Genomic DNA, 15,251 nt, shown 5'->3' on the forward strand with positions numbered 1-15,251 from the left:
ACATGGCGATGAAAAAACTCAACCTGTCCGAATGGGCGCTGCGCCACCAGCCGCTGGTGCGCTACCTGATGGTAATCCTGATGCTGGCCGGCGCCTGGGCCTATACCCAGCTGGGCCAGAAGGAAGACCCGGAATTCACCTTCAAGGCCATGCTGGTGCAGGCCAACTGGCCCGGCGCCAGCACGGAGGAAATGGAGCGGCAGGTCACCGACAAGCTGGAGGAAAAACTGCAGGAAATGGGCGAGATCGACTACGTGCAAAGCTACACCAAGCCCGGCGAGACCGTGCTGGTGGTGTCGCTGCGCGAGGACGTGCCGCCCAAGAACGTGCCGCAGCTGTGGTATCAGGTGCGCAAGAAGCTGGGCGATATCGCCTACACCCTGCCCTCCGGCGCCCAGGGGCCGTTCTTCAATGACGAGTTCGGCGACACCTTCGGCAATATCTACGCCTTCAGCGGCGACGGCTTCAGCTACGAGGAGCTGCGCCGCTATGTAGAATCGGCCAAGCAGGAACTGCTGCGCGTGCCGGACGTGGCCAAAGTACAAGTGCTGGGCCGACAGGACCAACAAATCCATGTCGATCTGTCCAGCGCCAAGCTGGCCAGCCTGGGCCTGGACAGCCGCGCCATCTGGCAGGCTTTGCAGCAACAGAACGCGATGACGCCGGCCGGCACCTACGAAACCGCCAGCGACCGCATCTGGGTGCGCCCCACCGGCAAGTTCGATTCGGTGGCGGCCGTCGCCGCCACGCCGGTCAGCGCCGGCGGCAAGACCTTCCGCCTGGGCGACATCGCCACCGTCTCGCGCGGCTACATCGATCCGCCGACCAGCAGCGTGCGCTTCAACGGCAAGCCGGTGCTGGCGCTGGCCATCAGCATGAAGAGCGGCGGCGATGTGCTGAAGCTGGGCGGCAACCTGGACCAGGCCATCGCCCACATCAAGGGCAAGCTGCCGCTGGGCGTGGAAATCCACGCCGTGTCGGACCAGCCCAAGGTGGTGCACGACGCCGTCGGCGAATTCATGCGCTCGCTGGTGGAGGCGGTGGTGATCGTGCTGGCGGTCAGTTTCTTCAGCCTGGGCCTGCGCACCGGCGTGGTGGTGGCGCTGTCCATCCCGCTGGTGCTGGCGATGACCTTCCTCGCCATGTACTTCTTTAATATCGATCTGCAGCGGATCTCGCTGGGTTCGCTGATCATCGCGCTGGGCCTGTTGGTGGACGACGCCATCATCGCGGTGGAGATGATGGCGCTGAAACTGGAACAAGGCTGGAGCAAGTTTCAGGCCGCCACCTTCGCCTACACCAGCACCGCCTTCCCGATGCTGACCGGCACGCTGATCACCGCCGCCACCTTCCTTCCGGTGGGACTGGCCAAGTCCATGGCCGGCGAATACGTGTTCAGCCTGTTCTCCGTGGTGGGCATCGCCCTGGTGCTGTCGTGGATCGTCGCCGTGGTGTTCACGCCCTATCTGGGCTATGTGCTGCTGCCGGCCAAGCCGCATCATGGCGGGGAGCATGACGTCTACCAGAAGCCGTTCTACCAGCGCTTCCGCCGCGCGGTGGAATGGTGCCTGGACCACCGCAAGACGGTGATCGCCGCCACCCTGGCCGCCTTTGTCGTCTCGCTGCTCGCCTTCAAGCTGTTTGTCGCCCAGCAGTTCTTCCCCTCATCGAACCGCCCGGAGCTGATGGTGGACATGTGGCTGCCGCGCGGCGCCAGCTACCACGCCACGCTGGAGCAGGTGCAGAAGATGGAGAAACTGGCCAAGGCCGATCCCAACGTCCTCAGCGTCACCAGCTATGTCGGCAGCGGCAGTCCGCGCTTCTATCTGCCGCTGGACCAGCAGCAACAGCACATCAACTATGCCCAGCTGATGGTGATGACGCGCGACGAGCATCTGCGCGAGGAAGTCAAACAGCGCCTGGAGAAGATTTTCGACAACGACTTCCCCTTGGTGCGCGGCCGCGTCACCCGGCTGGAAAATGGCCCGCCGGTGGGCTACCCGGTGCAATTCCGCGTGATGGGCCCGGACCATGATCAAGTGCGCCAGATCGCCGACCGCGTGGAAGCGCTGGTGCGCAAACACCCGGCCGCGCTGCGCGTGAACCAGAACTGGGGCGAACAGGTGAAGGCGCTGCGCATAGCCATCGACCAGGACAAGGCCGCCGCGCTCGGCCTCAGCTCGCAGCAGCTGTCGCAGCAACTACAGATGCTGATCTCCGGCTCCGCCGTCAGCGCTTATCGCGAAGGCAATCAGAGCATCGCCATCGTGGCGCGGCTGAACCCGGGCGAACAGAAAGATGTCGCCGCGCTGGGCAATTTGATGATCCAGACCGGCAGCGGCCGCTTCGTGCCGGTATCGCAGATCGGCCATATCCATTACGAGCCGGAAGAAGGCATCATCTGGCGCCGCAATCGGCTGCCGGCCATCACCGTCAACGCCGATGTGGTCGACGGCGTGCAGGGCGCGGATGTATCCACTCAGCTGCAGCCGCAGATACTCGCCCTGGAACGCACGCTGCCGCTGGGCTACCACATCGAAACTGGCGGGGTGCTGGAATCGAGCGGCAAATCCCAACGCGCCATCGCCGCCGTCGCGCCGCTGATGATTGTTGTAGTTCTGACACTCCTGATGCTGCAGCTGCACAGCTTCCAGCGCACGCTGATGGTGGTGCTGACCGCGCCGCTGGGCATGATAGGCGTCACCCTCACGCTGATCTTGTTCCACGCGCCTTTCGGCTTTGTGGCCATGCTGGGGGTGATCGCCCTGTCCGGCATGATCATGCGCAATTCGGTGATCCTTGTGGATCAGATCGAACATGACATCCGCGACGGCACAGGCCGCTTCGAGGCCATCATCGGTTCCACCGTGCGTCGTTTTAGGCCCATAATGCTGACAGCATTGGCCGCCATCCTGGCCATGGTCCCACTGACTCGCAGCACCTTCTGGGGCCCCATGGCGGTCGCCATCATGGGAGGCCTGCTGGTCGCCACCGTGTTGACGCTGCTGTTCCTGCCGGCCCTCTACGCTCAATGGTTCCGCGTGTCGCGAGATGAAGAACGACCTGCCGCCGCGCAGTCGGAATAACGAACAAAAAAATGAGCAATCTGATGAAGAAGAACAACTTGACCCTGCCCGCCGCCCTGCTGCTGCTGGGCGCCTCCCTCCCCAGCCAGGCCTTTGATCTGGTCGGCGCCTGGCAAGCCGCCCGCGACTACAACGCCGATTTCGCCGTTTCGCGCGCCCAGCGCGACGCCGGGCAGGAAAAGCTGGTGCAGGGACGCAGCCAGCTGCTGCCGCAAGTCAGCGCCACCGGCACCTATGGCTACAACAATCCGCTGCAGCCTTCCAGCACCCCGACCTTAACGGGCGGCGCCCAGGCGCTGGGCCGCTATGAAAATCATGGCTACACGGTCGGCATGCAGCAAACGCTGTTCGATGTCGGCAAGTACACCGGCTACAAGAAGGGCAAACTCGGCACCGAACTGGCCGACACCACCTTCGACGCCGCCGAGCAGCAGCTGATTCTGGACATCGCCCAGGCCTACTTCGACGTGCTGCGCGCCCAGGACACGCTGGCCGCCACCCGCGCCAGCAAGAAAACCTATCTGAACCTGCTGCAGCAGGCCAAGACCGCGTTCGAAGTCGGCACCGCCACCATCACCGACACCAATGAAGCGCAAGCCGGCTACGATGGTGCCGTGGCGCAGGAAATCAGCGACGCCAACAATCTGGAACTGGCGCAAAACAATCTGAAACGGCTGACCGGCCTGGATCCCGCCGGCATCCAGGCCGTGCGCGACCAGCTGCCGCTGGACCCGCCCAAGCCGGCCGGCCTGGAAGCCTGGATCGACATGGCCTTGCAGAACAGCCTGAAGATCAAGACCGCGCAACAGAACCTGGACCTGGCTCACCAAAGCGCGATCGAGAAAAAAGGCAACCACCTGCCCACCGTCACCCTCAATGCCGGCTACAGCGATCAGATCAGCAACCAGTACGGTAACTACCCGCATACCCGCGGCAGCAATATCGGCGTCACCGTCAATGTGCCTTTGTTTGCCGGCGGCGGCATCAACTCCCAGGTGCGCGAGGCGTTGGCGCAGGAGGAGGCCGCGCGCGACCAGCTGGAATCGACACGCCGCCAGGTGAAGGAAGACGTGCGCAAAGCCTTCCTCGGCGTGACCAATGGCGCGGCGCTGGTGCGGGCTCAGCAGCAGCTGCTGATTTCGGCCAAGAGCAAGGTGGAATCCACCCGCATGGGCAAGGAAGTGGGCATCCGCACCAACATCGACCTGCTGCAGGCGGAACAGTCCTACTACACTGCGCTGACCAGCCTGGCCAACGCCAAATACAGCTACCTGACCGCGCGCCTGGCTCTGGCCCAGGCAGCCGGCCAACTGGAGCCGCAAGTGCTGGCCGACGTCAACCGGCTGATCATCCGCTGATCCCGGCGCCGCTTTGCCGACGCCTGTGCCGTCCGCGCCACAGGCGTTTAATTTTTTATACTCCGCGTAGCTTTTTGCTAAACACACTCATAGAATGACTCGTTGCCGCGCCGGCTTTCGCCAGCGCCATATCGACCCGCCGCGGCGGCGCCACGATCGCCCGGCCCCGAGGAGACTTCCATGAGCCAGCAGCAACTGATGCAACGCAAGGCCGACGCCACCCCGCGCGGCGTGGGTGTGATGTGCAGTTTCATCGCCGAACGGGCCAAGAACGCGGAAATCTGGGATAGCGAAGGCCGACGCTACATCGACTTCGCCGGCGGCATCGGCGTGCTGAATACCGGCCACCTGCATCCCAAAGTGGAAGCCGCCGTGGCCGAGCAGCTGTCGCGCTTCAGCCATACCTGCTATCAGGTGGTGCCGTACGAGTCCTACATCAGCCTGGCGGAAAAACTAAACGCGCTGACGCCTGGCAGCTACGCCAAAAAAACCGCCTTATTCACCACCGGCGCGGAAGCCGTGGAAAACGCGGTGAAGATCGCCCGCGCCTACACTGGCCGCCCCGGCATCCTCGCCTTTGGCGGCGCCTTCCACGGCCGCACCCTGATGGGCATGGCGCTGACCGGCAAGGTGGCGCCGTACAAGCTGGGCTTCGGCCCCTTCCCCAGCGATGTCTACCACGCGCCGTATCCCAACGCGCTGCACGGCGTCTCGGTGCAGGACTCGCTGACCGCCATCGACAAGCTGTTCAAGTACGATATCGATCCGGCCCGCGTCGCCGCCATCATCTATGAACCAGTCCAGGGCGAAGGCGGCTTCTACGCCGCGCCGGCCGAATGGGTGAAGGCGCTGCGCGAGCTGTGCGACCGCCATGGCATCCTCTTGATCGCCGACGAAGTGCAATCCGGCTTCGCCCGCACCGGCAAGCTGTTGGCCAGCGAGCACTTCGGCGTGGCGCCGGACTTGATCACCATGGCCAAATCGCTGGCAGGCGGCTTCCCGCTGTCGGCCGTCACCGGTCGCGCCGATATCATGGACGCGCCGGCCCCCGGCGGCCTGGGCGGCACCTATGCCGGCAACCCGCTGGCGGTAGCCGCCGCCCTGGCGGTGCTGGACGTGATCGAAAGCGAAAAGCTGATCGAGCGCGCCCAGCGCCTGGGCGATGCGCTGAAGGAAAAGCTGAACAGCCTGAAGCCCGCCGTGCCGCACATCGCCGAAGTGCGCGGCCTGGGCGCGATGGTGGCCGTGGAATTCAATCAGCCCGGCAGCCACGCCCCGGATGCCGACTTCGCCAAGAAGGTGCAACAGCACGCGCTGGCCAACGGCCTGATCCTGCTGACCTGCGGCATCTACGCCAACGTGGTGCGCTTCCTGTTCCCGCTGACGATCGAAGACGAAGTCTTCGCCGAGGCGCTGGGCAAGCTGGAAGCGGCGCTGAAAGCCTGATCCACCCTCTTCTATCCCATGCGAGCGGTCCCGCCTGACGGCGCGTCCGCTCGCTTGCACAAGGAATCCCCGATATGTTGAACCTGCAAGACGCCAAGCTGCTGCGCCAGCAATGCTATCTGGACGGCCAATGGCTGGAAGCCGACGGCGGCCAGTCCATCGCCGTGCAAAACCCCGCCACAGGCGAAACCATAGGCCAGGTGCCGAAAATGGGCGCGGCCGAAGCGGAACGCGCGGTAGCCGCCGCCGCGCGCGCCTTCCCGGCCTGGAAGGCCAAGAGCGCCAAGGAGCGCGCCGCCATCCTGCGCCGCTGGTTCGAGCTGATCATGGCGCACCAACAAGACCTGGCGATAATCCTGACCTCCGAGCAAGGCAAACCGCTGACCGAAGCCAAGGGCGAGATCGCCTACGGCGCCAGCTACATCGAGTGGTATGCCGAGGAGGCCAAGCGCATTTACGGCGACATCGTGCCGGGACCGGCCCTTGACCGCCGCGTGCTGGTGACCAAGGAGCCGATAGGCGTCACCGCAGCCATCACGCCATGGAACTTCCCCAGCGCCATGATCACCCGCAAAGCCGCCCCGGCCCTGGCCGCCGGCTGCACCATGGTGGTCCGTCCGGCCAGCCAGACCCCGCTATCGGCGCTGGCCCTGGCCGAGCTGGCCGAGCGCGCCGGCATCCCGCCAGGCGTGTTCTCCGTCATCACCGGCGGCTCCAGCGAAATCGGCGCGGTGCTGACCGGCAGCGATACGGTGAAGAAGTTCTCGTTCACCGGCTCCACCGAAGTGGGCCGCAAGCTGATCGCACAATGCGCCGGCACGGTGAAGAAGGTGTCGATGGAATTGGGCGGCAACGCGCCCTTCATCGTATTCGACGACGCCGATCTGGATGCCGCGGTGGAAGGCGCGCTGATCTCCAAGTACCGCAACGCCGGCCAGACCTGCGTCTGCGCCAACCGCATCTACGTGCAGGACGGCGTCTACGACGCCTTCGCCGAGAAATTCGCCGCCGCCGTCGCCACGCTGAAGGTGGGCAACGGCCTGGAGGCCGGCGTCAGCCAGGGGCCGCTGATCGACCACAACGCGGTGGCCAAGGTGGAAGAGCACATCGCCGACGCGCTGGCCAAGGGCGGCCGACTGATCGCCGGCGGCAAGCGCCACGCGCTGGGCCACACCTTCTTCGAACCGACGCTGATCGCCGACGTCACCGGCGACATGAAGGTGGCGCGCGAAGAGACCTTCGGCCCGCTGGCGCCGCTGTTCCGCTTCAAGACCGAAGAAGAAGCCATCCGCCTGGCCAACGACACCGAATTCGGACTGGCCAGCTATTTCTACGCCCGCGACATCGGCCGCATCTTCCGCGTGTCCGAAGGCCTGGAGTACGGCATGGTGGCGGTCAATAGCGGCCTGTTGTCCAATGAGGCTGCGCCGTTTGGCGGCGTCAAGCAATCCGGCCTGGGCCGCGAAGGCTCCAAGTACGGCATCGAGGACTATCTGGAAATCAAGTACGTGCTGCTGGGCGGGCTGGATCGCTGAGCCTCATCCTCGATCAACAGGATTTCTCCCCCTCCCCGCTGTCGAAACAGCGGGGATTTTTTACGCCCGCCACCGAGGACAAAAAATGAAATACAACCATATCGGCATACCGACCCGCAGTCGCTTCGACAATGAAATCGAACTGCCGCACCTGAAGATGACGGTCAGCGACCATCAGGACAACGCCTTCGGCATCCAGTGGCAGCGCTACTGGGATGACGCGCCCTATCCGGAACTGGTCAAACAAGTCCCGCATGTCGCATTTGAAGTCGATGATCTGGAACAAGCGCTGGCGGGTCACAAAATCTTGATCGCCCCCAACAGCCCCAGTCCGGGCCTCACCGTCGCCTTCATCGAGGTCAACGGCGCTCCGGTCGAACTGATGCAGTACGATAAAAATAACTAAGCCCCGGCAGTGTCTGTCGGGGCGGGTGTCGCGCATTCGGCGCGCGCAAAGCGCAAAGCCCAGCTCGTGTGAGCTGGGCTTTGTCGTATGGGGCGTCTGGCGGTGTCCTACTTTCACATGGCGAATGCCACACTATCATCGGCGCTAAGGCGTTTCACGATCCTGTTCGGGATGGGAAGGCGTGGGACCACCTCGCTAAGGCCACCAGACATAAACTGTACAAACTGCAAGAAGCCTGAACCAGAGTCGCTCTCTGATTCTGAATATTCGGTATTTGATGTTCTTCGCACATCCACTCTCGTCACTTAGCCTCGCTAAGCCACTCAAATGATAGGATCAAGCCTCACGAGCAATTAGTATCGGTTAGCTTCACGCCTCACAGCGCTTCCACACCCGACCTATCAACGTCCTGGTCTCGAACGACTCTTCAGGGAGGTCAAGCCTCCAGGGAAGTCTCATCTTCAGGCAAGTTTCCCGCTTAGATGCTTTCAGCGGTTATCTCTTCCGCACTTAGCTACCCGGCGATGCGACTGGCGTCACAACCGGTACACCAGAGGTGCGTCCACTCCGGTCCTCTCGTACTAGGAGCAGCCCCCGTCAAACTTCCAACGCCCACTGCAGATAGGGACCAAACTGTCTCACGACGTTTTGAACCCAGCTCACGTACCACTTTAAATGGCGAACAGCCATACCCTTGGGACCGGCTACAGCCCCAGGATGTGATGAGCCGACATCGAGGTGCCAAACACCGCCGTCGATGTGAACTCTTGGGCGGTATCAGCCTGTTATCCCCGGAGTACCTTTTATCCGTTGAGCGATGGCCCTTCCATTCAGAACCACCGGATCACTATGTCCTGCTTTCGCACCTGCTCGACTTGTCGGTCTCGCAGTTAAGCTACCTTTTGCCATTGCACTATCAGCACGATTTCCGACCGTACCTAGGTAACCTTCGAACTCCTCCGTTACACTTTGGGAGGAGACCGCCCCAGTCAAACTGCCTACCATGCACTGTCCCCAATCCGGATCACGGACCAAGGTTAGAACCTCAAAGGGGTCAGGGTGGTATTTCAAGGTCGGCTCCACCAGAACTAGCGTCCTGGCTTCTTAGCCTCCCACCTATCCTACACAAACCACTTCAAAGTCCAATGCAAAGCTACAGTAAAGGTTCACGGGGTCTTTCCGTCTAGCAGCGGGGAGATTGCATCTTCACAAACACTTCAACTTCGCTGAGTCTCAGGAGGAGACAGTGTGGCCATCGTTACGCCATTCGTGCGGGTCGGAACTTACCCGACAAGGAATTTCGCTACCTTAGGACCGTTATAGTTACGGCCGCCGTTTACCGGGGCTTCGATCAAGAGCTTGCACCCCATCACTTAACCTTCCGGCACCGGGCAGGCGTCACACCGTATACGTCCACTTTCGTGTTGGCACAGTGCTGTGTTTTTGTTAAACAGTCGCAGCCACCGATTCTCTGCGACCTCTCAAAGCTTCGAACGCGAAGTCCTACACTCTAAGAGGCATACCTTCTCCCGAAGTTACGGTATCAATTTGCCGAGTTCCTTCTCCTGAGTTCTCTCAAGCGCCTTAGAATTCTCATCCTGCCCACCTGTGTCGGTTTGCGGTACGGTTCTTGTGTAGCTGAAGCTTAGTGGCTTTTCCTGGAAGCGTGGTATCAGTCACTTCAGGTCCGTAGACCCTCGTCATCACGTCTCGGCCTTAAGGGGCGGCGGATTTGCCTACCACCCCAGCCTACCGGCTTAAACAGACTATTCCAACAGTCTGATGACCTAACCTTCTCCGTCCCCACATCGCACTACACAAAAGTATGGGAATTTTAACCCGTTTCCCATCGACTACGCTTTTCAGCCTCGCCTTAGGGGCCGACTCACCCTACGCCGATGAACGTTGCGTAGGAAACCTTGGGCTTTCGGCGAGCGGGCTTTTCACCCGCTTTATCGCTACTCATGTCAGCATTCGCACTTCTGATATCTCCAGCATCCCTTACGAGACACCTTCACAGACCTACAGAACGCTCCCCTACCACGCATCGGCTTCCCTTAGCCTGCTTGTTTCCCTCATGGCCTGGCGACCATTGGGGTGGGCTTTGTCATCGCTTCGCGATGACAAGCTTGCAACAAGCTAAGGTGAAGCCGACGCATCCGCAGCTTCGGTTATCAGTTTGAGCCCCGTTACATCTTCCGCGCAGGACGACTCGACCAGTGAGCTATTACGCTTTCTTTAAATGATGGCTGCTTCTAAGCCAACATCCTGGCTGTCTAGGCCTTCCCACTTCGTTTACCACTTAACTGATCATTTGGGACCTTAGCTGGCGGTCTGGGTTGTTTCCCTCTTGACGATGGACGTTAGCACCCACCGTCTGTCTCCCATGCTCGCACTTTCCGGTATTCAGAGTTTGCCATGGTTTGGTAAATCGCAATGACCCCCTAGCCATAACAGTGCTTTACCCCCGGAAGTGATACATGAGGCACTACCTAAATAGTTTTCGGGGAGAACCAGCTATCTCCGAGTTTGTTTAGCCTTTCACCCCTATCCACAGCTCATCCCCTAGTTTTGCAACACTAGTGGGTTCGGACCTCCAGTGCGTGTTACCGCACCTTCATCCTGGCCATGGATAGATCACTCGGTTTCGGGTCTACGCCCAGCAACTAAAGCGCCCTATTCGGACTCGGTTTCCCTACGCCTCCCCTATTCGGTTAAGCTCGCTACTGAACGTAAGTCGCTGACCCATTATACAAAAGGTACGCAGTCACGGAACACGTCCGCTCCCACTGTTTGTATGCATCCGGTTTCAGGTTCTATTTCACTCCCCTCCCGGGGTTCTTTTCGCCTTTCCCTCACGGTACTGGTTCACTATCGGTCGATCACGAGTATTTAGCCTTGGAGGATGGTCCCCCCATCTTCAGACAGGATTTCGCGTGTCCCGCCCTACTTCTCGTATGCTTAGTACCAAGAATGCGTTTTCGTGTACGGGGCTATCACCCACTATGGCGGTCCTTTCCATAACCTTCCACTAACGCAATCTCTATCACATACAGGCTGTTCCGCGTTCGCTCGCCACTACTTACGGAATCTCGGTTGATTTCTTTTCCTTCAGCTACTTAGATGTTTCAGTTCGCTGAGTTCGCCTCCTCAGACCTATGTATTCAGTCTGGGATGACCCCTAAGGGCCGGGTTTCCCCATTCGGATATCGCGGGATCAAAGCTCTATTGCCAGCTCCCCCGCGCTTTTCGCAGGCTTACACGTCCTTCATCGCCTGTGATCGCCAAGGCATCCACCAGATGCACTTAGTCGCTTGACCCTATCATTTCAGTAACCTAGATCACTAAAACAACAAGTGTGTTTGTGCGACGACTGCACCGCCCCTTTTGAGTTGGCGACGCAGCCTTAGATACAATCAAATACCCAAGATGACGATTTGTCCGCGTAAAGAGTTAACTCTACGCTTTCATTTCGCCGTCTTATATATTCGGCTTCTTCAGTTTGTTAAAGATCGGGCGTTTTACAACGCAAACAGAATCAAACTTCTCAATTCGATTTTGTTTGCGGTGTGGTGGAGGATGACGGGATCGAACCGACGACCCCCTGCTTGCAAAGCAGGTGCTCTCCCAACTGAGCTAATCCCCCTCTTTTTGGGTGATGCTGCGTTGCTCAGTCGCTCATGTGCATAAGCACATGTCGCTCCCTCGCGCCTTGCCTGACCCAAAAAATACTGGTGGGTCTGGTAGGACTCGAACCTACGACCCCTGCGTTATCAACACAGTGCTCTAACCAGCTGAGCTACAAACCCAGTAGTCGCTTCATACCACATCCTTTTCGATCAAAATCAAGCAGATCCAGGCGAAAGCTGACGACGTGTACATCCAGTACACGAGGAGGCTTTCAACGCAGAGCTGCGCAGATTTTCATCGAAAATGCCCTTAACTTGAATAACCGATAGGCTGTAAGTACTTGACGATCGCCTTCTCTAGAAAGGAGGTGATCCAGCCGCAGGTTCCCCTACGGCTACCTTGTTACGACTTCACCCCAGTCATGAATCCCACCGTGGTAAGCGGCCTCCTTGCGGTTAGCCTACCCACTTCTGGTGAAACTCACTCCCATGGTGTGACGGGCGGTGTGTACAAGACCCGGGAACGTATTCACCGCAGCATGCTGATCTGCGATTACTAGCGATTCCGACTTCACGCACTCGAGTTGCAGAGTGCGATCCGGACTACGATCGGTTTTATGAGATTGGCTCCACCTCGCGGCTTCGCGACCCTCTGTACCGACCATTGTATGACGTGTGAAGCCCTGCTCATAAGGGCCATGAGGACTTGACGTCATCCCCACCTTCCTCCGGTTTGTCACCGGCAGTCTCATTAGAGTGCCCAACTTAATGATGGCAACTAATGACAAGGGTTGCGCTCGTTGCGGGACTTAACCCAACATCTCACGACACGAGCTGACGACAGCCATGCAGCACCTGTGTTACGGCTCCCTTTCGGGCACCAAGATATCTCTACCAAGTTCCGTACATGTCAAGAGCAGGTAAGGTTTTTCGCGTTGCATCGAATTAATCCACATCATCCACCGCTTGTGCGGGTCCCCGTCAATTCCTTTGAGTTTTAACCTTGCGGCCGTACTCCCCAGGCGGTCAACTTCACGCGTTAGCTACGCTACCAAGGATTCAAACCCCCAACAGCTAGTTGACATCGTTTAGGGCGTGGACTACCAGGGTATCTAATCCTGTTTGCTCCCCACGCTTTCGTGCATGAGCGTCAGTGTCATCCCAGGGGGCTGCCTTCGCCATCGGTATTCCTCCGCATCTCTACGCATTTCACTGCTACACGCGGAATTCTACCCCCCTCTGACGCACTCTAGTCGTGCAGTCTCCAATGCCGTTCCCAGGTTGAGCCCGGGGCTTTCACATCAGACTTGCACAACCGCCTGCGCACGCTTTACGCCCAGTAATTCCGATTAACGCTTGCACCCTACGTATTACCGCGGCTGCTGGCACGTAGTTAGCCGGTGCTTATTCTTCCGGTACTGTCATCCCCGCCAGGTATTAACCAGCGGGATTTCCTCCCGAACAAAAGTCCTTTACAACCCGAAGGCCTTCTTCAGACACGCGGCATGGCTGGATCAGGCTTGCGCCCATTGTCCAAAATTCCCCACTGCTGCCTCCCGTAGGAGTCTGGGCCGTGTCTCAGTCCCAGTGTGGCGGATCATCCTCTCAGACCCGCTACTGATCGTCGCCTTGGTGAGCTCTTACCTCACCAACTAGCTAATCAGACATCGGCTGCTCGTATAACGCGAGGCCTTTCGGTCCCCCGCTTTCCCCCTCAGGGCGTATGCGGTATTAATCCGGCTTTCGCCGAGCTATCCCCCATTACACGGTACATTCCGATGCATTACTCACCCGTTCGCCACTCGCCACCAGGAGCAAGCTCCCGTGCTGCCGTTCGACTTGCATGTGTAAAGCATGCCGCCAGCGTTCAATCTGAGCCAGGATCAAACTCTTCAGTTCAATCTCATAGCAACTTCTGGCACGCAAGTTCAAAGAAATAACTGGTATTTCCTATCTCTTGCAGTGCAAGTTTTTGGCTTTCGCCAAGCACTTACACCTATCGGTTATTCGTTCTGTTAAAGAGCTGTGCTGGTCGCTGCGACCGCCGCCGGAACCTGTTTCGTTCGGCCTGTTTCGTTCGCTGCGTCAGCTGAGGAGACGAACTATACCTGCCCCCTCACCCTCGGTCAACAGGTTTTTTGAGAAAAATGCAGGTTTCCAATAATAAACCCCATAAACGCTTGATTTTCAACGATATCGACTTGAAGGATTTTTTGGCAAGGCGGCACGAATGTTGCGAAAAACGCTGGCAAAGCCTGGGTAGGCGCCCAGATAACTTTCAAAAACCACTCTAAATCTGATGAATTTTCTGCCAAATCAGGTGGGAGACAGTTTTTGGGTTAGTCATTTTGTGACGATGTCATTTCGTGATAGGATCAAATGCCCTCACCCCCAAGGAGCGCGCCATGAATATCTCTCTAAAGCATCGATTACATGGCCTGCCTCCTGGTTTCCATCTCTTGATGCTCAGCGATGTGCTGAGCGGCCTGGCGATGGGCGCCGGCTACGTCAGCATCAGCTGGTGGGTGGTGTCGATGGGCGGCGCGCGCGACATGGCCTGGTTCAGCACCTTGACCGCGCTGGTGATGCTGATCGCGTTGCCGCTGACCGCTCCCTTGGGCGACCGCTTCCCCAAGAACCGCGTCATCGCCTGCGGCATCGCGCTGGCGATGTTGTCCGGCCTGGCCTTGGCGATGATGGCCTGGTTCAATTTCTATCGCCTGGCTTGGGTGGTGGCCAGCGAGTCTCTTTCGATGTTCGCCTGGGCTCTGGTCATTCCATCCATGTTGAGTATCGCTTCCGAGCTGGTGCCGGCAGGCAGACTGTCCGATGCTTTGTCGCTGCAGAAAAGCTCCCAGTCCGTCGGCAACCTGATCGGGCCCGTGGTGGGCGGCAGCCTGATGGCGCTCACGCCGGCCTGGCTGGCGCTGGGCAGCTACGCGGCATTATTGGCCATCGCCGCACTTGGCGCGCTGCGCATCCAGATCCCGCCGCGCAACCGCGAGCACATCCAGGCGGAAAGCTTCATCGACCAGATTCGCGTCGGCCTGCGCATACGTTGGCGCATCCCGCTGGAGCGCAATTGGGCGCTGTGGGGCTTATTAACGATGACGGCCTATATTCCGATGGTGGTGACGCTGCTGCCGATCAAGCTGCACCAGTTGGGTTTGCCGGCGTTCTGGCTGGGCGCTTGCGAAGCGGCCGCCAGCGGCGGCTTGCTGGTCGGCTCGCTGTGGTTCACTCACCGCTTGCTGCAATACTGTAGCCGGCCGCGCGCCCGCGCCTTCGCCATGTGGGCCCTGGCGGCGGTGTTCCTGGTGGTGGCGCTGACCGATCATCCGTATCTGATGCTGGCGATGTTTGGCATCGAAGGCGTGTTGCTGTCGATTACCATGCTGATCGGCCAGACGCACCGCACGCTGGCGGTGCCGGAAGCCTATCGCGCGCGCGTGTCCGCCATCAATGTGCTGGTGGCGAAGCTGGGCGGCATGCTGGGGCCGGCGCTGGCCGGTATTCTGTTATCGCGCTGGTCGCTGGATACAGTCTACCTGTTCTTCGCCGTGTTCCATCTGGTGGCGGTGCCGCCGATGCTGCGCCTGCCCGGGGTCAACCGTTTCCTCAGTCTGAATCACGATGAGGCAAAGGACTGGTATCTTAAACAGCATCCCGAGGCTTTCGAACCTATCGCCACCGCCAGCAGCAAGTTGAATCAATCTATATAAAAGGAAAACGGCGACCATGAAGGTCGCCGCTCTCTCTACATATATATATGTATGTGATGAGGCGGACCG

At 59.5% G+C, this 15,251-nt stretch carries 6 protein-coding genes, 2 tRNA genes and 3 rRNA genes; 6 read left to right on the forward strand and 5 right to left on the reverse strand.

The features are described 5' to 3' along the window. Positions 1-8 precede the first annotated feature (8 nt). From BI343_RS17120 to BI343_RS17140, 5 genes are all read left to right on the forward strand, one after another. Positions 9-3,086 carry an efflux RND transporter permease subunit gene (locus BI343_RS17120; RefSeq protein ID WP_071110631.1) on the forward strand — a complete coding sequence of 1,026 codons (3,078 nt, stop codon included), beginning with the start codon at positions 9-11 and terminating at the stop codon, positions 3,084-3,086. Between the two features lie 11 nt (positions 3,087-3,097). Further along, complete coding sequence (locus BI343_RS17125) at positions 3,098-4,444, forward strand: TolC family outer membrane protein (protein WP_244886687.1); 1,347 nt, start codon at positions 3,098-3,100, stop codon at positions 4,442-4,444. Between the two features lie 180 nt (positions 4,445-4,624). After that, positions 4,625-5,890 (forward strand): 4-aminobutyrate--2-oxoglutarate transaminase, encoded by a 1,266-nt coding sequence (gene gabT / locus BI343_RS17130; RefSeq protein ID WP_043627870.1) that lies wholly within the window; start codon positions 4,625-4,627, stop codon positions 5,888-5,890. A gap of 74 nt (positions 5,891-5,964) precedes the next feature. Continuing rightward, positions 5,965-7,425 (forward strand): NADP-dependent succinate-semialdehyde dehydrogenase, encoded by a 1,461-nt coding sequence (gene gabD / locus BI343_RS17135; RefSeq protein ID WP_071110632.1) that lies wholly within the window; start codon positions 5,965-5,967, stop codon positions 7,423-7,425. 85 nt (positions 7,426-7,510) lie between these two features. Then, positions 7,511-7,831 carry a VOC family protein gene (locus BI343_RS17140; protein ID WP_071110633.1) on the forward strand — a complete coding sequence of 107 codons (321 nt, stop codon included), beginning with the start codon at positions 7,511-7,513 and terminating at the stop codon, positions 7,829-7,831. A 94-nt stretch (positions 7,832-7,925) separates the two neighbouring features. Here the strand turns inward: BI343_RS17140 and rrf are convergent. The 5 genes from rrf to BI343_RS17165 all read right to left on the reverse strand — a co-directional run bounded on the left by rrf (position 7,926) and on the right by BI343_RS17165 (position 13,359). Further along, a 5S ribosomal RNA gene (gene rrf / locus BI343_RS17145) occupies positions 7,926-8,040 on the reverse strand. A gap of 123 nt (positions 8,041-8,163) precedes the next feature. Continuing rightward, positions 8,164-11,151, reverse strand: a 23S ribosomal RNA gene (locus BI343_RS17150). A 250-nt stretch (positions 11,152-11,401) separates the two neighbouring features. Then, positions 11,402-11,477 (reverse strand) — tRNA-Ala (locus BI343_RS17155). A gap of 86 nt (positions 11,478-11,563) precedes the next feature. Further along, positions 11,564-11,640 (reverse strand) — tRNA-Ile (locus BI343_RS17160). A 181-nt stretch (positions 11,641-11,821) separates the two neighbouring features. After that, a 16S ribosomal RNA gene (locus BI343_RS17165) occupies positions 11,822-13,359 on the reverse strand. Together the 16S, 23S and 5S rRNA genes with 2 tRNA genes alongside form the textbook arrangement of a ribosomal RNA operon. A 506-nt stretch (positions 13,360-13,865) precedes the next feature. Here BI343_RS17165 and BI343_RS17170 point away from each other — a divergent pair. Beyond that, the gene (locus tag BI343_RS17170; RefSeq protein WP_083341043.1) at positions 13,866-15,182 is read left to right on the forward strand and encodes an MFS transporter; all 1,317 of its coding nucleotides are present in this window, start codon (positions 13,866-13,868) and stop codon (positions 15,180-15,182) included. The last annotated feature ends 69 nt before the right edge of the window (positions 15,183-15,251 follow it).

This window comes from Chromobacterium amazonense (genome assembly GCF_001855565.1).
Lineage (GTDB): Bacteria > Pseudomonadota > Gammaproteobacteria > Burkholderiales > Chromobacteriaceae > Chromobacterium > Chromobacterium amazonense.